19 protein-coding genes are annotated in these 19,852 nt (G+C 72.9%); 15 read left to right on the top strand and 4 right to left on the bottom strand.

Annotation, left to right across the window (positions count from 1 at the left end; all coding sequences use genetic code 11):
- The first annotated feature begins 298 nt into the window (after positions 1-298).
- From OG386_RS13155 to OG386_RS13140, 4 genes are all read left to right on the top strand, one after another.
- Positions 299-1,246, top strand: coding sequence for an ABC transporter permease (locus OG386_RS13155; protein ID WP_443053168.1), 948 nt, complete (start codon positions 299-301; stop codon positions 1,244-1,246).
- Positions 1,247-1,323: 77 nt separating this feature from the next.
- Positions 1,324-2,655, top strand: coding sequence for an LLM class flavin-dependent oxidoreductase (locus OG386_RS13150; protein WP_328788329.1), 1,332 nt, complete (start codon positions 1,324-1,326; stop codon positions 2,653-2,655).
- Positions 2,652-4,235 carry an FAD-binding protein gene (locus tag OG386_RS13145; protein WP_328788328.1) on the top strand — a complete coding sequence of 528 codons (1,584 nt, stop codon included), beginning with the start codon at positions 2,652-2,654 and terminating at the stop codon, positions 4,233-4,235. The genes OG386_RS13150 and OG386_RS13145 overlap by 4 nt, the downstream gene beginning before the upstream one ends.
- Positions 4,232-4,585: a ferredoxin family protein gene (locus tag OG386_RS13140; protein ID WP_328788327.1), complete on the top strand. Its 354-nt coding sequence runs from the start codon at positions 4,232-4,234 to the stop codon at positions 4,583-4,585. Before OG386_RS13145 ends, OG386_RS13140 begins: the two co-directional genes overlap by 4 nt.
- A 179-nt stretch (positions 4,586-4,764) precedes the next feature.
- On the opposite strand, the gene OG386_RS13135 is transcribed toward OG386_RS13140, so the two are convergent.
- Together OG386_RS13135 and OG386_RS13130 are read right to left on the bottom strand one after the other, a co-directional pair.
- Positions 4,765-5,685 carry an NADP-dependent oxidoreductase gene (locus tag OG386_RS13135; RefSeq protein WP_328788326.1) on the bottom strand — a complete coding sequence of 307 codons (921 nt, stop codon included), beginning with the start codon at positions 5,683-5,685 and terminating at the stop codon, positions 4,765-4,767.
- Between the two features lie 42 nt (positions 5,686-5,727).
- The gene (locus OG386_RS13130; protein WP_328788325.1) at positions 5,728-6,447 is read right to left on the bottom strand and encodes a DUF2470 domain-containing protein; all 720 of its coding nucleotides are present in this window, start codon (positions 6,445-6,447) and stop codon (positions 5,728-5,730) included.
- A 155-nt stretch (positions 6,448-6,602) separates the two neighbouring features.
- Here OG386_RS13130 and OG386_RS13125 point away from each other — a divergent pair, with 155 nt between their 5' ends.
- The 4 genes from OG386_RS13125 to OG386_RS13110 all read left to right on the top strand — a co-directional run bounded on the left by OG386_RS13125 (position 6,603) and on the right by OG386_RS13110 (position 9,587).
- Positions 6,603-6,998, top strand: coding sequence for a cell division protein SepF (locus OG386_RS13125; RefSeq protein ID WP_030012729.1), 396 nt, complete (start codon positions 6,603-6,605; stop codon positions 6,996-6,998).
- A 229-nt stretch (positions 6,999-7,227) separates the two neighbouring features.
- A complete protein-coding gene (locus tag OG386_RS13120; RefSeq protein WP_443053307.1) occupies positions 7,228-8,568 on the top strand; it encodes an ATP-binding protein in 1,341 nt (446 codons plus the stop codon).
- Positions 8,565-8,978: a nucleotide pyrophosphohydrolase gene (locus tag OG386_RS13115; protein WP_328788324.1), complete on the top strand. Its 414-nt coding sequence runs from the start codon at positions 8,565-8,567 to the stop codon at positions 8,976-8,978. Before OG386_RS13120 ends, OG386_RS13115 begins: the two co-directional genes overlap by 4 nt.
- A 123-nt stretch (positions 8,979-9,101) precedes the next feature.
- Positions 9,102-9,587 (top strand): DUF6099 family protein, encoded by a 486-nt coding sequence (locus OG386_RS13110; RefSeq protein WP_327382770.1) that lies wholly within the window; start codon positions 9,102-9,104, stop codon positions 9,585-9,587.
- A 59-nt stretch (positions 9,588-9,646) separates the two neighbouring features.
- Here OG386_RS13110 and OG386_RS13105 read toward each other — a convergent pair whose 3' ends face one another.
- Positions 9,647-9,901, bottom strand: coding sequence for a hypothetical protein (locus OG386_RS13105; protein WP_328793584.1), 255 nt, complete (start codon positions 9,899-9,901; stop codon positions 9,647-9,649).
- 204 nt (positions 9,902-10,105) lie between these two features.
- On the opposite strand from OG386_RS13105, the gene OG386_RS13100 reads away from it, so the two are divergent.
- From OG386_RS13100 to argF, 7 genes are all read left to right on the top strand, one after another.
- Positions 10,106-11,029, top strand: coding sequence for an LLM class F420-dependent oxidoreductase (locus OG386_RS13100; RefSeq protein WP_328788323.1), 924 nt, complete (start codon positions 10,106-10,108; stop codon positions 11,027-11,029).
- A 15-nt stretch (positions 11,030-11,044) separates the two neighbouring features.
- Positions 11,045-11,959 (top strand): homocysteine S-methyltransferase, encoded by a 915-nt coding sequence (gene mmuM / locus OG386_RS13095; protein ID WP_328788322.1) that lies wholly within the window; start codon positions 11,045-11,047, stop codon positions 11,957-11,959.
- A 59-nt stretch (positions 11,960-12,018) separates the two neighbouring features.
- A complete protein-coding gene (locus OG386_RS13090) occupies positions 12,019-13,557 on the top strand; it encodes a 3' terminal RNA ribose 2'-O-methyltransferase Hen1 (RefSeq protein ID WP_328788321.1) in 1,539 nt (512 codons plus the stop codon).
- The gene (locus tag OG386_RS13085) at positions 13,554-16,109 is read left to right on the top strand and encodes a polynucleotide kinase-phosphatase (RefSeq protein ID WP_328788320.1); all 2,556 of its coding nucleotides are present in this window, start codon (positions 13,554-13,556) and stop codon (positions 16,107-16,109) included. Before OG386_RS13090 ends, OG386_RS13085 begins: the two co-directional genes overlap by 4 nt.
- Positions 16,110-16,294: 185 nt before the next feature.
- Positions 16,295-16,801 (top strand): hypothetical protein, encoded by a 507-nt coding sequence (locus OG386_RS13080; protein WP_328788319.1) that lies wholly within the window; start codon positions 16,295-16,297, stop codon positions 16,799-16,801.
- A 46-nt stretch (positions 16,802-16,847) separates the two neighbouring features.
- Entirely contained in the window at positions 16,848-18,074 is a 1,227-nt protein-coding gene (locus tag OG386_RS13075; RefSeq protein ID WP_327382764.1) for an arginine deiminase, read from the top strand.
- Positions 18,075-18,198: 124 nt separating this feature from the next.
- Positions 18,199-19,227 (top strand): ornithine carbamoyltransferase, encoded by a 1,029-nt coding sequence (argF, locus tag OG386_RS13070; protein WP_328788318.1) that lies wholly within the window; start codon positions 18,199-18,201, stop codon positions 19,225-19,227.
- A gap of 12 nt (positions 19,228-19,239) precedes the next feature.
- Here argF and OG386_RS13065 read toward each other — a convergent pair whose 3' ends face one another.
- Entirely contained in the window at positions 19,240-19,668 is a 429-nt protein-coding gene (locus OG386_RS13065) for an ATP-binding protein (protein WP_328788317.1), read from the bottom strand.
- Between the last annotated feature and the right edge of the window lie 184 nt (positions 19,669-19,852).

Below are 19,852 nucleotides of genomic sequence, written 5' to 3'. Positions count from 1 at the left end.
CCCGGCGGCGTCAACCGCTCCTACGGCTCCTGCGGCTTCCGCGACCCTGACGGCCACCGCCCCGGAGGCCCCGGCGGCTTCCGCCGCTCGCGGCGCCCCGGACGCCCCCGCGGCCTCTGCGGCTTCCGCCCCTCCTGCGGCCCTGGCGGCTTCCGCCACTCCTGGCGCCCCCGACGCTCCTGTGGCCCCTGCGGCTCCGGAGGTTTCCGCCACCCCGGCAGCCCCTGCCGCCCCTGCACCCCCGGATGCTCCTGCGGCCCCCGTGGCTTTCGCGGTTCTTGGCGCATCGGACGCTCTCGTGGCTCCTGCCGCCCCGGATGCTCCCGCGGCTTCCGCCGCTCCGGCGCCTCCCGCCGCTCCGGCGCCTCCCGCCACCCCGGCGCCTCCCGCCACCCCGGCGGCCCCCGTCACCGGGCCGGATGCCGCGTCGGCGTCGAGGGGGACCGGCCGGGCCCCGTCCGCCGTCCGCAAGGCCGCCGGGGCGCTCGGCCGCCTGCTGCGCGCCGCCGCCCTCCGCTCGGCGGCCCTCGTCGCCCTGCTCGCCCTCTGGGAGACCGCCCCCCGGTTCGGCCTGGTCGACGCCACCTTCCTGCCGCCGGTCAGCGAGGTCGCCACCGCCTGGTGGGACCTCCTGGGCAACGGACAGCTCGGCCAGCACACCCGGGCCAGCCTCGCCCGCTCCTTCGGGGGCTTCGGCATCGCCGTCGTCATCGCGGTCCCGCTCGGCCTGCTCATCGGCTGGTACCGGCCGGTCGCCGCGCTGCTCGGCCCACTGCTGGAGGTGTTCCGCAACACCGCCGCACTGGCCCTGCTGCCGGTCTTTGTCCTGCTCCTGGGCATCGGCGAGACCTCGAAGGTCTCGATCGTCGTCTACGCCTGCCTCTGGCCGGTCCTGCTGAACACCATCAGCGCGGTGGGCAACGCCGACCCCACCCTGGTCAGACTGGCCCGCTCGATGGACCTGTCCACCCCGAGGCTCTTCCAGAAGGTGATCCTGCCGTCCTCCGTACCGGCCATCTTCACCGGCATCCGGCTGGCCGGCGCGGTCTCCATCCTCGTCCTGGTGGCCGCCGAGATGATCGGCGCCAAGGCGGGCCTCGGCTACCTGATCAACGCCTCGCAGTACAACTTCGCGATCCCGCAGATGTACGCGGGCATCATCACCATCTCCGCCGTCGGCGTGGCCTTCAACCAGCTGCTGGTCACGATCGAACGCCGACTGAGCACCTGGCGCGTCCCCGCCTGACGCCCCGCGCCGCCCGCCCCGCCCCGCGCCGCCCGGGCCGCCACCGCATGCACCGCCACCGAACACAGGGAACAGCCATGACCGCGAACCGCACCCTCCACCTCAACGCCTTCCTGATGAACGCCGGTCACCACGACGCCGCCTGGCGCCACCCCGACAGCCGGCCCGAGCTGATCACCGACCTGCGGTACTTCCAGGACCTGGCCCGCACCGCCGAACGCGGACTGCTCGACTCCATCTTCTTCGCCGACGGGGTCGCCCTCTGGGGCAAGGCCCGCCACAACGCCCTCGGCGGATTCGAGCCGCTCACCCTGCTCTCCGCCATCGCCGCCGTCACCGAGCACATCGGGCTCATCGCCACCGTCTCCACCACCTTCAACGAGCCCTACAACCTGGCCCGCAAGTTCGCCTCCCTCGACCACATCAGCGGCGGCCGGGCCGGTTGGAACATCGTCACCTCCGGCACCGTCGACGAGGCCCGCAACTTCAACCGCGACGAGCACCTGGAGCACCACCTCCGCTACGAGCGGGCCCGCGAGTTCCTCGACGTCGCCACCAAGCTCTGGGACAGCTGGGAGGACGACGCGATCGTCCTCGACAAGGAGCGCGGCATCTACGCCGACACCGACAAGCTGCACCCCGCCGCCCACCGCGGCGAGCACTTCGGCGTCGCCGGACCGCTCAACGTCCCGCGCTCCCCCCAGGGCTACCCGCTGCTCGTGCAGGCCGGTTCCTCCGAGGACGGCAAGGAGTTCGCGGCCCAGTACGCCGAGGCGGTCTTCACCGCCCAGCAGACCCTCGCGGACGGCCAGACCTTCTACAAGGACCTCAAGTCCCGCCTCGCCAAGTACGGCCGCGCCGAGAGCGACCTCCTCGTCCTGCCCGGCATCGCCCCCGTCATCGGATCCACCGAGGCCGAGGCGAAGGCCCTGGAGCAGCAGCTCACCGACCTCCAGGTGCCGGAGTACGGCCTCGCCCAGCTCTCCGGCATGCTGAACGTCGACCTCACCGGACTGCCGCTGGACGGTCCGCTCCCGGACCTGCCCGAGGAACGGGACATCAACGGCAACAAGAGCCGCTTCACCCTCGTCGCCGAACTCGCCCGACGCGACGGCCTGACCCTGCGCCAACTGATCGCCCGCCTCGGCGCCGGCCGCGGTCACCGCGTCTTCGCCGGCACCCCCGAGCAGATCGCCGACCAGCTCCAGGAGTGGTTCACACAAGGAGCCGCCGACGGCTTCAACATCATGGCGCCGGTCCTGCCCACCGGCCTGACCGCCTTCGTCGACCACGTCGTACCGATCCTCCAGCGGCGCGGGCTCTTCCGCACCGAGTACACCGGCGCGACCCTCCGCGAGAACTACGGACTGGCCCGCCCCGTCAACCGGTACACGCAGGAGAGTTCATGACCGACCACGCCACCGACGTCCTCGTCGTCGGCGGCGGACCGGCCGCCACCTGGGCCGCCCTCAAGGCCGCCGAGGCGGGGGCCCGGGTCGTCCTCGCCGACAAGGGCTACTGCGGAACGAGCGGCGCCACGGCCGCGGGCGGCACCGGCGTCTGGTACGTCCCGCCCGAGCCCGCCGCCCGGGAGGCCGCCATGGCCTCCCGGGAGGGCCTCGGCGGGTACCTGGCCGACCGCCGCTGGATGGCCCGGGTCCTCGACGAGACCTACGACCGGATGAACGAGCTGGCCGCGCAAGGCCGTTACCCGTTCCCCACCGGCCCGGACGGGCAGCCGCTCCGCAACGGGCTGCAGGGCCCCGAGTACATGCGGCGGATGCGCATCCGGATCCGCCGGGCCGGGGTCCGCGTCCTCGACCACAGCCCGGTCACCGAGCTGCTCACCGACGCGGACGGCGCCGTCGCGGGCGCCGCCGGCTACCGCCGTCAGCTGCGCGAGCCCTACCGGGTCCGGGCCGGCGCCGTGGTCCTCGCCACCGGCGGCTGCGCCTTCCTCAGCGGAGCCCTCGGCACCAACACCAACACCGGCGACGGCGCGCTCTTCGCCGTCGAGGCCGGCGCGGAGCTCTCCGGGATGGAGTTCTCCAACGCCTACGGGATCGCCCCCGAGGGCACCTCCGTCACCAAGACCGCCTTCTACTCCTTCGCCACCTTCTACCAGGAGGACGGCGGCGTCCTGGAGGGCGCTGCCAGCCAGGGCGGCCGCTCCGTGATCGCCCGCGAACTCCTCACCGGCGCCCGGGTCTACGCGCGCCTCGACCGCGCCGACGAAGGAGCACGGGCCGCGATGCGCCTCGCGCAGCCCAACTTCTTCCTCACCTTCGACCGGCTCGGCATCGACCCCTTCACCGACCGGTTCGCCGTCACCCTGCTCGCCGAGGGCACGGTCCGCGGCACCGGCGGCATCCGGATCACCGGCGACGACTGCACCACCGGCGTCCCCGGCCTGTACGCCGCCGGCGACGCGGCCACCCGCGAGGAGATCTGCGGCGGCTTCACCGGAGGCGGCAGCCACAACGCCGCCTGGGCCATCTCCTCGGGCAGCTGGGCGGGCCGGGGCGCCGCCGGACACGCCCTGTCCCTCGGCCCCGACCGGGCCGCGGGCCGCCCCGTCACCGGCGCCGGCGGTGCGGGCCTGCGCCCGACGGGGAGCGCGGCCGCCGGATCGGAACACCGCGAGGCCGTGGCGCTCGTACAGCAGGAGGCGCTCCCCTACGACAAGAACTACCTCCGCCGCGGCGACGTCCTGGCGGCTTCCCTGCGCACCCTCGACACGGCGTGGACGCACCTGCGCGCGGGCCTGCACGGCGAGGGGGCCGATCTGGTCAGGGCCCGGCAGGCGGCGGCGATGACGGCGCACGCGCGGTGGATGTACGCGGCCGCCCTCGCCCGGTCCGAGACCCGGGGAATGGCCAAGCGCCTCGACCACCCGGACCAGGACCCGGATCAGCACCACCGGATCCTGGTCGGCGGACTGGACCGGGTGTGGACCAGGCCGGCGGCGAGGGCGGGGGTGGCGGCGTGATCGAACTCGTCTCGGCGGGGCGCTGCATAGCCTGCGACAAGTGCGTGGAGGTGTGCCCGACGGACGTCTTCGAACGGGGGCCCGGGGGGATTCCGCTGCTGGCACGGCAGGAGGACTGCCAGACCTGCTTCCTGTGCGAGGCGAACTGCCCGGTGGACGCGCTGTTCGTGGCCCCGCTGACCCGCCCCCTCCCGGAGGATCCGGCCGTACGGGACGAAGCGGGACTGGTGAGCCGGGGGCTACTCGGCAGCTACCGGCGCCACATCGGCTGGGGCGAAGGGCGCACGCCCGGATCGCTGCGGGCGATCGGACCGCCGCTGGGCCGGTCCGTGCCGCCGATCACGTCCTGAGCGGGTGTGCGGCGCCGTAGCCCCGTGCTCCGTCGCCGCGCACCCGTGGGGGTCCCAGTAGCTCCCGCCGAAAGAACTGCAGCACCGCTTCCGCAGCGGCTCGGCCAACGCCGCGGGCCTCTTCCGTGAGATTCGCGAACGCGGCTATCGCGGCAGTCGCGTCGCAGTCGGCCAGCCCCTCAGACGGTCAGGACGATCTTGCCGCGGGTGCGGCCCGCGGCGCTCAGCTCCCAGGCCCTGGCGGCCTCGGCGAGCGGCAGCGCGTGCTCCACGTTGACCGTGAGCTTCCCCGCGTCGGCCAGTTCCGCCAGGAAGGTCAGGTCGGCGGTGTCCGGGCGCACCCACAGCTGGTGGGCGCCCTTGGCGGCCGCGTCGTAGTCGGCGATGGAGACCACCCGGTGGCGTTCCTTGACCAGGGACTGGAGCGTCTCGATCACGTCGTCGCCGTAGAAGTCCAGGCCCGCGTCGATGCCGTCGGGCGCGAGCTCGCGGATCCGGTCCGCCATCCCCTCCCCGTACAGCACGGGCTCCGCGCCGAGGGAGCGCAGGTAGTCGTGGTTGTGCGCGCCCGCCGTGCCGATGACCCGCAGGCCGAGCGCGACCGCGATCTGTACGCCGAAGGATCCGGTGCCGCCGGCCGCGGAATGGATGACCACGGTCTCCCCGGCCTTGAGACCGGCTCGGGTGAGCGACTGATGGGCGGTGAGGCCGGCGAGCGGGATGCCCGCGGCCTGCTCGAAGCTCAGCTCGCGGGGCTTGCGGGCGAGGGTGCGGACGGGGGCGGACACCAGCTCGGCGTACGTGCCGAGTTCGACCCACTCCTTGCGGACGTAGCCGTAGACCTCGTCGCCGACGGCGTAGTCGAAGGTGTCCTCGCCGACCGCTTCGACGACTCCGGCCACGTCCCAGCCGGGTATGACCGGGTAGCGGACTTCGAGGATCGGGTCGAGGTATCCGGCGGCGAGCTTCCAGTCCACCGGATTGACCCCGGCGGCCTTGACGCGGACGAGCACCTCGCCCGGCCCCACCTTGGGCTTCGGTAATTCAACGAGCTGGAGCGTGGCGGGAGTTCCGTACGCGTTGTATGTGATGGCCTTCATGATCGTCCCCAACGCGGGTCCGCGGCCGGGTATTCCGGCCCGTCAGGCCGGCAGGGTGTTGCGGTGCGAGCTCCGCCGGGCCGCGCTGAAGAGCGCCTGGATCTGGGTGCCGGCCTGCTCGACGTCGTCGAGGGGCGAGGGGAAGGGCAGCCGAACGTCGCGGTGTCCGCGCCGCTCCTCCAGCCGCAGGGTGATCCCGTACCGGTCCATGGCGACCGGCAGCGCGCGGAGCACCGCGGCGGTGGGCAGCGGCCGGACCAGCCGCAGCAGCAGGGTGACCAGGTCGTGGTGGTCGTCGAGGAGGTGCGTGAGCATGCCCGCCTCGTACGGGGACAGCGGGTCGGGGCAGGCCCCGTCCAGCTCCTCGAGGCCGACGTGCGAGAGGCCTTCGGGGGTTTCCAGGACCGCCCGGTCGAATTCCATGCAGGTGGAGTCGGCGCCGGAGCCTTCGGCCAGGTCGGAGTAGGGGGTGAGCAGGCGGCCCAGCACGGTGACGCGGGCCCGCACCCGGTCCCGCACGGGGGTGGGGGCTACGTCGGTGAACTCCAGCCGGATCGACGGCCGGTACTCGGACCCGCCGCCGGGCTCGGCGGGGTGCAGGTGGAGTCGTCCCATCGGGTCGCTGCCGTCGAGGTGGCGGACCTCGGAGCGCAGTCCGTCGGTCACCACGGTCATGGAGTGCGCGGCGGTCAGGATCGACCGGATGCGCTCGGCATCGGTGGGCCGGTCGGCCGGGGTGGCGGGGGCACCGAACAGGCGCATGCGGATCTCTCCTCGTCCGAGTGACTTAGGTATGCCTAACCTAACCTATCTGGCCCTTCGAGAGTACCCGGCATGCTCGTGTCGTTGTTGGGCTGAACGGGTGAAACGCGAGAGGATGGGGGGATGCACATGAAGCGCACGGCCGAGGCGGCCCGGTGAGCAGGTACGACGTCACCGACGAACAGTGGGAGGGGCTCGCGCAGGTGGTCCCCCTGCGCAGTCGCAACGAATGGCCCTCCCGGGTGGACCACCGCACGATTCCGACGGCGCCCGGGGCGTCGGCGGCGGAGCAGCGGCGCTTCGTGGTGATCAGAGTTCAGATCTTCGCGGACGCGCGGGAGGTGGCGGAGTACCTGATCGCGCAGATCCCGGTCCTGCTCGACCTCACCGGGGCGGACAGCGAAGTGGCCAAGCGGATCCTGGACTTCAGCAGCGGCGTGGTCTTCGGCCTGGGCAGCGGGATGCACCGGGTGGACCGGAACGTCTTCCTGCTCGCGCCGGTGGGGACCGAGGTCGAGGGGATCGCGGCCGCGGCCGTCCCCCGATCGTAGGAAGGTCCCCGCGAGGGAACGGTTCGCCGGAGCCGCGGGGGGTCCGGCGGGCCGTACCGTCCCGCGCATGGACGCCACCCCGGACGCGACGGCGGAGCGCACCGCCGCCTTCGTCGCGTTAGCCGATGCCCGAACCGACTGCCCCGACGAAGCCGGACGACCGGACGGCAGCCGGCTCGCCACGGCGCCCCCGGCCCCACCCACCCCACCCGCCGCACCGACCACGTCCGTGGCTCCCACGTCCGTGGCTCCCGCAATCTCCGCGACCTCTGCGGCATCCTCGGCCCCGACTCGGCCCGGCCCTGCCGCTGCGGCACCCGCGGCCTCGGCTCCGCAGGGGCCTGCCGGGGTGGCGGCCGGGGTCGCCGGGGATCTGGTCGAGCCGTCGCAGGCGAGCCTCCACGTCTCCGGTCGTCCTGCCGAGCCCGCGCAGCGGCAGTCGCGCCAGCCCCGGCCCGTCGTCACCGAGCTGCGGCTCTCCGCCTTCGGGCCGCACCGCGCGGCGGTCTTCCCGCTCGGCCCCCTCACCCTCTTCGCCGGGCCGAGCGGCAGCGGCAAGTCCCAGGCCCTGGCCGCCTACGAGGCCCTGGCCGGGCTGGGGTCCGGGGCCGTGCTGGAGGAGGTCTTCCCGGATCCGCGCGCCCGCATCCCCGACCGGGCCGTCCCCGACGCACAGCGCCGGCGCGGGTTCCGCCTCGGCTGCACCGTGGACGGACCCGTCGGCCCGGTCCGGCTCGACCTCGCCGTCCAGGCCGAGCCCACGCTGCGCATCGTCGGCGAACGGCTCTCGCAGGACGGGCAGATCCTGCTCGCCACCGCCCTGCGCGACCCCGGCCGGCGCTCGGTCCAGGCCGCCTGGCTGACCGGGGGCGCCATCGGCGTCACCAGGGCCCCGCTGCCCGACGACCGGCTCGGCACGGCACTGCTCCCGCTCCGCGTCGCCGGTTCCACAGCGGGCCAGCGCCAGGTCCTGGCCGCCGCCGAACAGGTGGTCGTGGCCCTGCGCGCGGTGTTCCCGTGCGACCCCCGCCCGGACCTGATGCGCGCCGCCGTCCCGCAGGGCGAGGGCCGGCTGCTGGGCGACTGCGCCAACCTGGCCGACGTGCTGCGCCGGACCCGCAAGGAATGCGGCACCCGCCACGCGCTGCTGGCGGAGGCGGCCCGCACCGGCTGCGCGGGGCCCGTCGCGGGGCTGGACGTACGGGCTTCCGCGGGCGGCGGCCCCGTCGCGGCGGTACTGGACCGGGGCCCCGGCCGGCCCGCCACGGAGCTGGCCCGACTGGGCGGGGGCGAACTCCGCTTCCTGGCGTTGGCGTTGGTCCTGCTGACCGGGCCGGGGGTGCTGGCCGTGGACCCGGCGGCCGAACTGCTCTCCGCGCGGCAGGCGCTGACGGTGCTGGCCGACGGCTTCGACCGGGGCCTCGACCGGCGCCAGAGCGCCGAACTGCTGCGTCTCGCCCTGCTGTCCTGCGGTCGTGGTCACATCCGGCTGGTGGCGACGGTGGGGGAGGGGACCGCGGCCATCGCCCGCGACCTCCCGGGCGTCGCGATGGTAGACCTGGGGCCATGAACGCGACGCAGCCGCCGCCCCAGCCGTCCCAACCGCCCCAGCCGTCCGAGCAGCGGCCCGAGGAGCGGTTGGACCGACTGCAGCGCCGGCTCGCGCAGTTCGCGGCGGCGCGCGGTTGGGAGCCGTACCACACGCCCAAGAACCTGGCGGTGGCGCTCAGCGTGGAGGCGTCCGAACTGGTCGAGATCTTCCAGTGGCTGACACCCGAGCAGTCGGCGAAGGTCATGGAGAAGCCGGAATCGGCGCACCGCGTGGCCGATGAGGTGGCCGACGTGCTCGCGTATCTGCTGCAGTTCTGTGAGGTTCTCGGGGTGGATGTGCTGGATGCGCTCGCCGCGAAGATCGAGAGGAATGAGCTCCGCTTTCCTGTGCCGGGTACATCGACACCAAATAGTCACTCTTCGGAGTGATGGACTCATCCACAATCACGTTTGTGTCCACATTTTCCGAATACCCCTGGCTTTACTGGCTCATTGCCCTCACTCTGGGTAGTGGTGAGGATGGCGGGATGTCGTGCGGACGGGGGACGGCATATGGATGCGGTACGGCTCATCGCGGCCGGCCGGCACGCGCTGGCACAGAGTGGGGCTGCGTGGGACATCGTGGGCGAGGCCTGGCAGGCCCAGGCGCTCGCGCAGGGCGTAGGGAGTTATCTGGCGGTCACCGGGCCGCCCGAGCTGAGATCGGAGGCACGGGGACTGGGGGAAGCAGGAGGTAGAGGCTGCGGGGTGCTCGATCGGGCGGCCCTGCGCGGAGAGGGCAGCGCGCCCGAATATCCGCCGCGGGCCGCGCAGTTGAGCGGGGTGTCGGATGTCCGGCAGGCGCTGCTCGGACTCCAGGCGCTGCTGGGTGAAGTGGGGATAGCCCTGGTCGGGGTGGCCTGCGGGACGGACGACGAGGCCCTGTACTGGCAGTGCATAGAGTCGATCGACGCAGCCGACGAATCGAGCGACCGGGTACGGGCGATCCTGCGCCGCATGGTGGTCCGTGAGCGGGGGTCGGCCTCGGGCGTGGCCTGAGGGCGACACGGGCAAGACATTCCCTAGGGGTCCCGCCGTGCGCGGCGGGACCGGCACGGTCAGGACGACCGGTGGGACGGGCGCTCGCCCTCGGGGGTGCGGTCCGTGGAGGACTGGAGCTCGGCATCGAGCTGCGACAGGTCGGCGTTCAGCGCGGCCATCAGGTCTTCCATCTGCTGGAGCAGGCCCTTCGGCGCGCCGTCGGCCTGAGCGGGTGCTTCGGGCTCCTGACCGGACCGGTCGTGTGCTGCCTGCGCTGCCTGTCCGGTCGCTCCGGTGTGTCGGCGGGTCTCCGGCACGGCCTCGTGGGACATGGCGGCCTCCTCGGCCCTGGCCCTTCCCGCGGCGGAAGGGGGCGGTGGACGCACCAGCGGGACGCCGCCGGCGCGCGGGCCGGGCGGTCCGGCTCCGTCCGAGCCAACGATCCCCCTACGGGCCGGTCACTGGCGGGCCCGGGCGTGCGCCGTCCGGTTGACGAAGATTCACCCTGCCGAGGCGGGAAGTGCAGGATGGGGGGCATGGATCTTCGCATTTTCACCGAGCCCCAGCAGGGTGCGAACTACGACACGCTCCTGACCGTCGCCAAGGCCACCGAGGACCTGGGCTTCGACGCGTTCTTCCGCTCCGACCACTACCTGAGCATGGGCGCCGCCGACGGTCTGCCCGGACCCACCGACGCGTGGATCACCCTCGCGGGCCTGGCCCGGGAAACCCAGCGGATCCGCCTGGGCACGCTGATGACGGCAGGAACCTTCCGGCTGCCCGGAGTCCTCGCCATCCAGGTGGCCCAGGTCGACCAGATGTCCGGCGGCCGCATCGAACTGGGTCTCGGCGCGGGCTGGTTCGAGCAGGAGCACAAGGCGTACGGGATCCCCTTCCCGGCGGACCGGATGTCCCGGCTGGAGGAGCAGCTGGCCATCGTCACCGGCCTGTGGGCCACCGAGGCCGGCGCCTCCTTCGACTACGCGGGCAAGCACTACCAGGTGGAGAACTCGCCCGCGCTCCCCAAGCCCGCCCAGACCAAGGTCCCCGTCCTCATCGGCGGCCACGGAGCCAAGCGCACCCCGCGGCTCGCCGCCCGGTACGCGGACGAGTTCAACATGCCCTTCGCGTCGATCGCCGACAGCGAGCGGCAGTTCGCCCGGGTCCGGGAGGCCGCCGAGGAGGCCGGCCGCAAGGCCGACGACCTGCGCTACTCCAACGCCCTCGTCGTCTGCGTGGGCAAGGACGACGCCGAGGTGGCCCGCCGGGCCGCCGCCATCGGCCGCGACGTCGACGAGCTCAAGGCCAACGGCCTGGCCGGCTCCCCGGCCGAAGTCGTGGAGAAGATCGGTGCCTACGGCGCCGTCGGCTCCTCCCGCGTCTACCTCCAGCTCCTCGACCTCGACGACCTGGACCACCTGGAGCTGATCTCCGCCCGGGTGCTCTCCCAGCTCCGTTAGGGAGGCGGCGAACCGATGCCACGCGCGTCCGGCCCGCTCGCCGAAGCCCTGGCCCGCAGGGCCGTGCTCCTGGACGGCGGGCTCAGCAACCAGCTCGCCGCCCAGGGCTGCGACCTGTCCGGCGACCTCTGGTCGGGCCGGGTGCTCGTCGAGCACCCGGACCAGGTGGCGGCCGCCCACACGGCGTACGCCCGGGCCGGCGCCGAGGTGCTGATCACCGCCAGTTACCAGGTCGGCTACGAGGCCTTCGCCGCCCACGGCCACGACCGCGCCGCAACCACCGCCCTGCTGCGCCGCAGCGTCCACCTGGCCGCCCGGGCCGCCGAGGCCGCCGACCACGAGGTGTGGGTGGCCGCCTCCGTGGGACCGTACGGAGCGGTGCTCGCGGACGGCTCCGAGTACCGCGGCCGGTACGGGCTGAGCGTGCGCGAACTCGCCGCCTTCCACCGCCCCCGCATCGAGGCCCTCCTCGCCGCCGGCCCCGACGTCCTGGCCGTCGAGACCGTCCCGGACACCGACGAGGCCGAAGCGCTGCTCACCGTCCTCGCCGAAACCGGCGCACCCGCCTGGCTCTCGTACACGGTGGCCGGGGGCCGCACATGGGCCGGGCAGCCCCTCCGCGAAGCCTTCGCCCTCGCCGCGGCGGCTCCGGAGGTCATCGCGGTCGGCGTCAACTGCTGCGATCCGGCCGATGTCCTGCCCGCCCTCGAAGCCGCGGCCGCCGTCACCGCCGGACCGCTGCTGGCCTACCCCAACGACGGCTCGGTCTGGAACGCCACCACCCGCACTTGGCACGCCCCCGAAACTCCCGTCCCCTGGCCCGCGCAGGCCTGGTGCACCACCGGCGCCCGCCTCATCGGCGGCTGCTGCCGGATCGGCCCGGACCGGATCTCCGCCCTCGGAGCGCTGCTGCCGGACCGGCCGAGGTGAGCCGGGAGCACCGAAAAACCAGGGGCAGACGGAGCAGGTGACCAGCGATAATCGGTCACGTGTTCCTGACGATCTCCACCACAGGCTCCCCCGAACGACCCGCTACCGACCTGGGCTACCTGCTGCACAAGCATCCCGGCAAGACGCAGGCGTTCTCCACCTCCCACGGCACCGCCCACGTGTTCTACCCCGAGGCCTCGGCCGAACGGTGCACGGCGGCCCTGCTGCTGGAGGTGGACCCCGTCGCGCTCGTGCGCCGCGGCCGGGGCAAGGGCCGGGGCGGGGCGCCGGACGCCGCGCTCGCGCAGTACGTGAACGACCGGCCGTACGCCGCGTCCTCGCTGCTCGCCGTCGCACTCAGCGGAGTGTTCCGCACCGCGCTCAAGGGGCAGTGCACCGCCCGCCCCGACCTCCCGGAGCAGACCCGGCCGCTGCGCGTCGAGATCCCGGTACTGCCCGCCCGCGGCGGCGCCGCGCTCGTGCACCGGCTGTTCGGACCGCTCGGCTGGGACCTCGTCCAGGCCGAGGCCGTACCGCTCGACGAGCAGTTCCCCGAATGGGGGGACTCCCGCTACGTACGGCTCGTCCTGGAGGGCGAGCTGCGCCTCGCCGACGCCCTGCGGCAGCTCTACGTGCTGCTGCCGGTCCTCGACGACGCCAAGCACTACTGGATCTCCCCGGACGAGGTCGACAAGCTGCTGCGGGCCGGAGACGGCTGGCTCGCCACCCACCCCGAGCACGGGCTGATCACCGCCCGCTACCTGGCCCGCCACAAGCGGCTGACCCAGGACGCCAACGAGCGCCTGGAACTGGTCCGCCTCGCGGAGGCCGACGGCAGCGAGGTCGAGGAGCTCGACAACGCGGTGGACGAGACCCGCGACACCGAGGAGCGGCCCGTGCCGCTCGCCGTGCAGCGGCGCGAGGCGATCCTCGCCGCCCTGCGGCTCGCCGGCGCCCAGCGGGTGCTGGACCTCGGCTGCGGCCAGGGGCAGTTGCTCCAGGCGCTGCTCGGTGACCCGGCGTACTCCGAGATCGTCGGCATGGACGTGTCCGTGCGGGCCCTGCAGATCGCGGCCCGGCGGCTGCGGCTGGACCGGATGGGCGAGCGGCAGAGCGCGCGGCTGAAACTCCTCCAGGGCTCGCTCGCCTACACCGACAAGCGGTTGGCCGGCTACGACGCGGCCGTGCTCAGCGAGGTCATCGAGCACCTGGACCCGGAGCGGCTGCCCGCGCTGGAGTACGCGGTCTTCGGCTCGGCCCGCCCGCGCACGGTCCTCGTCACCACCCCGAACGTCGAGTACAACGTGCGCTGGGAGACCCTGCCCGCCGGGCACGTCCGCCACGGCGACCACCGCTTCGAGTGGAACCGCGAGGAGTTCCGGGACTGGGCCGAGCAGGTCGCGCGGCGCCACGGCTACGGGGTCCGGTACGTGCCCGTCGGCGACGACGATCCCGAGGTCGGGCCGCCGACCCAGATGGCCGTCTTCACCCAGCACGACGGCACCGACAGCACCGACGCGGCCGGCACCACCGAAGTGGCCGGCACCACCGACACGATCCGCACCACCGACACCCCGAAGGAGGGCGAGGCAGCATGACCAGCACCGAGACCCCCCGTACGCGCACACTTCCCGTCACCGACCTGTCCCTCGTCGTTCTGATCGGGGCCACCGGATCGGGCAAGTCCACCTTCGCCCGCAAGCACTTCAAGGCCACCGAGGTCATCTCCTCCGACTACTGCCGGGGCCTGGTCTCCGACGACGAGAACGACCAGAGCGCCAGCCGCGACGCCTTCGACGTCCTGCACTACATCGCGGGCAAGCGCCTCGCCGCCGGCCGCCTGACCGTCGTCGACGCGACCAGCGTCCAGCCCGACGCCCGCCGGCAGTTGGTCGCACTCGCCCGCGAGCACGACGTCCTGCCGATCGCCATCGTCCTGGACATGCCCGAGCAGGTCTGCGCCGAGCGCAACGCCGCCCGCCCCGACCGGGCCGGGCTGCCCCGCGCCGTCATCCAGCGGCACCGCCGCGACCTGCGGCGCTCGCTGCGCGGTCTGGAGCGCGAGGGCTTCCGCAAGGTCCACGTGCTGCGCTCCGTCGAGGAAGCCGAGACCGCCGAGGTGGTCCTGGAGAAGCGGTTCAACGACCTCACCCACCTCACCGGCCCCTTCGACATCGTCGGTGACATCCACGGCTGTTCCTCCGAGCTGGAGACCCTGCTTGCCAAGCTCGGCTACGAGAACGGGGTCCACCCCGAGGGCCGCACCGCCGTCTTCGTCGGCGACCTCGTCGACCGCGGCCCCGACAGCCCCGGCGTCCTGCGCCGCGTCATGGGCATGGTCAAGTCCGGCAACGCCCTGTGCGTGCCCGGGAACCACGAGAACAAGCTCGGCCGTTACCTGAAGGGCTCCAAGGTCCAGCGGACCCACGGCCTCGCCGAGACCATCGAGCAGCTGGAGGGGGAGCCGGAGGAGTTCGTCCAGGAGGTACGGGAGTTCATCCGCGGCCTCGTCAGCCACTACGTCCTCGACGGCGGCAAGCTGGTCGTCTGCCACGCAGGGCTGCCCGAGAAGTACCACGGCCGCACCTCCGGCCGGGTCCGCTCGCACGCGCTCTACGGGGAAACCACCGGCGAGACCGACGAGTTCGGCCTGCCCGTGCGCTACCCGTGGGCCGAGGACTACCGGGGCAAGGCCGTCGTGGTCTACGGCCACACCCCGGTCCCCGACACCACCTGGATCAACAACACCATCTGCCTCGACACCGGCGCCGTCTTCGGCGGCCGGATGACCGCCCTGCGCTGGCCCGAGCGCGAACTGGTCGACGTACCGGCCGAGAAGGTCTGGTACGAGCCGGTCAAGCCGCTCGTCGCCGAGGCGCCGGGCGGGCACGACGGCCGCCCGCTCGACCTGGCGGACGTGCACGGCCGCCGGGTCGTGGAGACCCGGCACCTGGGCAACGTCAACGTGCGCGAGGAGAACGCCGCAGCGGCCCTGGAGGTCATGAGCCGCTTCGCCGTCGATCCCCGTCTCGTGCCGTACCTGCCGCCGACCATGGCGCCGACGGCCACCTCCCGCGAGGAGGGCTACTTGGAGCACCCGGCCGAGGCCTTCGCCCAGTACCGGGGGGACGGCATCGCCCAGGTGGTGTGCGAGGAGAAGCACATGGGCTCCCGCGCCACCGTCCTCGTCTGCAAGGACGCCGACGCGGCCCGCACCCGCTTCGGGGTCGACGGTCCGACGGGCTCCGTCTACACCCGCACCGGGCGGCCCTTCTTCAAGGAGCCGGAGGTCACCGAGGAGGTCCTCACCCGGCTGCGCGCGGCGATCACCGGCGCGGGCCTGTGGGAGGAGCTCGACACCGACTGGCTGCTGCTCGACGGGGAACTCCTGCCCTGGTCCCTGAAGTCCATCGGCCTGCTGCGCAACCAGTACGCCGCCGTCGGCGCTGCCTCCGGCGCCGTCTTCCCGGGCGCCATCGCCGCCCTGGAGGCGGCCACCGCCCGGGGCGTCGACACCGGCGAGCTGCTGGAGCGCCAGCGCGGCCGGGCCGCCGACGCGGCCGCCTTCACCGACTCCTACCGGCGCTACTGCTGGACCACCGACGGTCTGGACGGCGTACGGTTCGCCCCGTTCCAGCTGTTGGCGGCGGCCGGGCGGTCGCTGGCCGCGGTCCCCCACGACGAGCAGCTGTTCTGGCTGGACCGGCTGGTCGCCGCCGACGAGGCGACCGGCACCGGACTGCTCCGGCGCACCGGCCGGATCCTGGTGGACACCGCGGACGAGGACTCCGTACGGGCCGGCACCGACTGGTGGCTGGAGCTGACGGCCGCCGGCGGCGAGGGCATGGTCGTCAAGCCGCTCCAGGCGTACGCCAAGGACGACAGGGGCCGGCTGGTCCAGCCCGGGGTCAAGGTGCGCGGGCGCGAGTACCTGCGGATCATCTACGGCCCGGAGTACACCCGTCCCGACCAGCTGGAGCGGCTGCGCGAGCGGTTCCTCGGTCACAAGCGCTCGCTCGCGCTGCGCGAGTACGCGCTCGGGCTGGAGGCGCTGGACCGGCTGGCGGCCGACGAGCCGCTGTGGCGGGTCCACGAGGCGGTCTTCGGGGTGCTCGCGCTGGAGTCGGAGCCGGTCGACCCGCGCCTGTGAGCCGGCTCCGTCGCGAGGGCGGGCCGCGTCAGCACGGCCCGTAAAGGGGTGGCCCCCGTACGGCCTCGAATTAGGTCGTATGGGGGAACTTTCGCGGAGAACTCCGGGAAAACCACCGGCGGGATCGTTCATCCAGGGCAGCGGAATGTCCGCGACCCTGGAAGGACGGAACGTCACCTATGAAGATGACCGCGCGCGGAAGCATTGCGGCGCTCATGACCTGTATGGCTGCGGCCGGCGCGGCCACCCCGGCCGTGGCCCAGTCGGTGCCGGTCGGTGTCCCGCTGGACGCCGTGAAGACCACGCTGGGCGTGGACACCCCGCGCGTGGGCACCGGTGTGCCGGTGCCGGTCGTCGGCGCGCCCGAGTCGCCCCGCTTCCACAAGGGGAACATGCTTCCGACCCCACTGCTCCCGTCGGTGCCGGTCGGCACCGAGCTCGGCAAGACCCTCGTCACCTCCCCGGTGCCGAACCTGCTGGGCAAGCCGGAGACGGACGGCGAGGGTTCCGTCGAGGCGCCGGCCACCGGCCTGCTCGCCCGGACCCCCGGCCTGGTCGCCGGTGGTCTGCTGACGATGCCGGACTCCTCCAACTCCGGGGTGCCCAACCTGACCGCGCCCGAACTGGGCCTGACCACACCGGAGCTCACCGGCGCCCCCTCGGCGCTTCTCGGCCTCGGCACCCCTCGCTGAGCGGACGCCACGTCAAAAAGCCGTTCGGTCTGGGAGTGTGTACGGCATGGGATTCCATGTCGACTCCGAGACCGGGCGGCTTCGCCGCGTCATCCTCCACCGGCCCGACCTGGAGCTGAAGCGGCTCACACCGAGCAACAAGGACGCACTCCTCTTCGACGACGTGCTGTGGGTGCGCCGGGCCCGCCAGGAGCACGACGGCTTCGCGGACGTGCTGCGGGACCGGGGCGTGGAGGTCCACCTCTTCGGTGACCTCCTGTGCGAGGCCCTCGACATCCCGGAGGCCAGGCACCTCGTACTGGACCGGGTCTTCGACGAGAAGGAGTACGGGCCGCTCGCCACCGACCACCTGCGGTCGGCCTTCGACGGGCTGACCTCGGCCGAGCTGGCGGAGGCCCTTGTCGGCGGGATGACCAAGCGGGAGTTCCTGGAGCGGCACGCCGAGCCGGTGTCGGTGCGCTTCCACGCCCTGGACCTGGACGGTTTCCTGCTGGGCCCGCTGCCCAACCACCTCTTCACCCGGGACACCTCCGCCTGGATCTACGACGGGGTGTCCATCAACGCGATGCGCTGGCCCGCCCGGCAGCGCGAGACGGTCCACTTCGAGGCGATCTACAAGCACCATCCGCTCTTCACCACCTCCGGCGCCTTCCACTACTGGTCGCAAGGGCAGTCGGACTACCCCTCGACGATCGAGGGCGGGGACGTCCTGGTCATCGGCAACGGGGCGGTGCTGATCGGGATGAGCGAGCGGACCACCCCGCAGGCGGTGGAGATGCTGGCACGCGGCCTGTTCGCGGCCGGTTCGGCGACGTCCATCGTGGCGCTCGACATGCCCAAGTCGCGGGCCTTCATGCACCTGGACACGGTGATGACGATGGTCGACGGAGATACGTTTACTCAGTACGCCGGGCTCGGGATGCTCCCCTCGTACACGATCGAGCCGGGCGGCGGGCCGCACGAGCTCAAGGTGACCGACCACCCGGAGGACCACATGCACCGGGCGATCGCGGGGGCGCTCGGCCTGGACTCGATCCGCGTGCTGACCGCGACGCAGGACGTGCACTCGGCCGAGCGCGAGCAGTGGGACGACGGGTGCAACGTGCTTGCCGTGGAGCCGGGGGTCGTGGTCGCCTACGAGCGGAACGTGACGACCAATACGCACCTGCGCAAGATGGGCATCGAGGTGATCGAGATCCCGGGCAGCGAGCTGGGCCGGGGCCGGGGCGGGCCGCGCTGCATGAGCTGTCCCGTCGAGCGGGACGCGGTCTGAGGCGGGCCGGGCCGGGGGAGGGGTCCCGGGTCCGGGGGAAGACCCCGGGCCCGGTCTGTATATCAATACAGAGGATCGTATAGACTTCCAACATCCCCTGTCACCGTGACGCTGGAGCGACCCCATGGCCACCGACCTCGCCGGCCGCAGTTTTCTCAAGGAGCTGGATTTCACGGCCGCCGAGTTCCGCGGCCTGATCGAGCTCGCCGCCGACCTGAAGGCGGCCAAGAAGGCCGGGGTCGAGCAGCGCCTGCTCGAGGGCCGGAACATCGCGCTGATCTTCGAGAAGACCTCCACCCGGACCCGTTGCGCCTTCGAGGTCGCCGCCGCGGACCAGGGTGCGCACACCACCTACCTCGACCCCGCCGGCTCCCAGATGGGCCACAAGGAGTCGGTCAAGGACACCGCCCGGGTGCTGGGCCGGATGTTCGACGGGATCGAGTACCGGGGTGACAGCCAGCAGGCCGTCGAGGAGCTCGCCGCCCACTCGGGCGTCCCCGTCTTCAACGGCCTCACCGACGACTGGCACCCGACCCAGATGCTGGCCGACCTGCTCACCATGACCGAGCACACCACCAAGCCGCTGGACCGGATCGCCTTCGCCTACCTCGGCGACGCCCGCTTCAACATGGGCAACTCCTACCTCGTGACCGGTGCGCTGCTGGGCATGGACGTGCGGATCGTCGCGCCCCGGTCCTACTGGCCGGCCGAGTCGGTGGTGGCCGCGGCGCGGGAGCTCGCGGCGGAGAGCGGGGCCCGGCTCACCCTGACCGAGGAGGTCGCCGAGGGGGTCGCCGGGGCGGACTTCGTCGTGACCGACATCTGGGTGTCCATGGGGGAGCCCAAGGAGGTCTGGGACGAGCGGATCGCGGTCCTGTCCCCGTACGCGGTGACCATGGACGTGCTGCGCGCCACCGGGAACCCGGACGTGAAGTTCATGCACTGCCTGCCGGCCTTCCACGACCTCGGCACCAAGGTGGCCCGGGAGATCCACGAGCGGCACGGGCTCGACTCCCTGGAGGTGACGGACGAGGTGTTCGAGTCGGAGCACTCGATCGTCTTCGACGAGGCCGAGAACCGGCTGCACACCATCAAGGCCGTGCTCGTCGCCACCCTCGGTCGACCCGGCCGGTCCGGCCGGGGTGACGCATAGTCATACGCCGCGTCATGCGCGGGCGGGGCCGGTGCGCTGCGCGGGCAGGGTGAACCACACGGCCTTGCCGTGCGGGGTGGGGCGGTGGCCGCAGTCCGAACTCAAGCTCCGGATCAGCAGCAGGCCGCGGCCGTGCTCCTGCCAGGGGTCGGGCCGGCCGGCCTCCGGGCGGGTCGACAGGTCGCCGGGCGGGCACGGATCGCCGTCGTGGACCTCGACCTGACAGCCGTTCGCGAGCAGTTCCACGACCAGCTCGATCGGGGCGCCGGAGCTGGTGTGCTCCACGGCGTTGGCGACCAGTTCCGCCGTCAGGAGCTCCGCGGTGTCCCGGTCGGCGGGCGCGTCGGCGTCGGCCAGCGCGGTGCGGACGAGGGCGCGGGCCATGGGTACGGCAGCCGCCGTGTGGGGCAGGGCGATCCGCCAGGCGGAGGTGTCGGGCAAGGAGGGACCATCCGTTCCGGGGGCTGGGTCACGTGGGGTCGGGGTCGGGGTCGGGGTCAGGGCCGGGGTCGTCGGAGCGTGGTGAACTCCCGGTTTCAACGATACGAAGTCGAATTCTCATTCCGCAGGGCACCCCGGCGGGACCGCACGGGGTCGCCGACGGAGCCAATGTGTCGTGCTTCTG

The sequence above is a fragment of the Streptomyces sp. NBC_00273 genome, assembly GCF_036178145.1.
Classification (GTDB): domain Bacteria; phylum Actinomycetota; class Actinomycetes; order Streptomycetales; family Streptomycetaceae; genus Streptomyces.
This window is presented reverse-complemented; position numbering and strand designations above follow the sequence as displayed.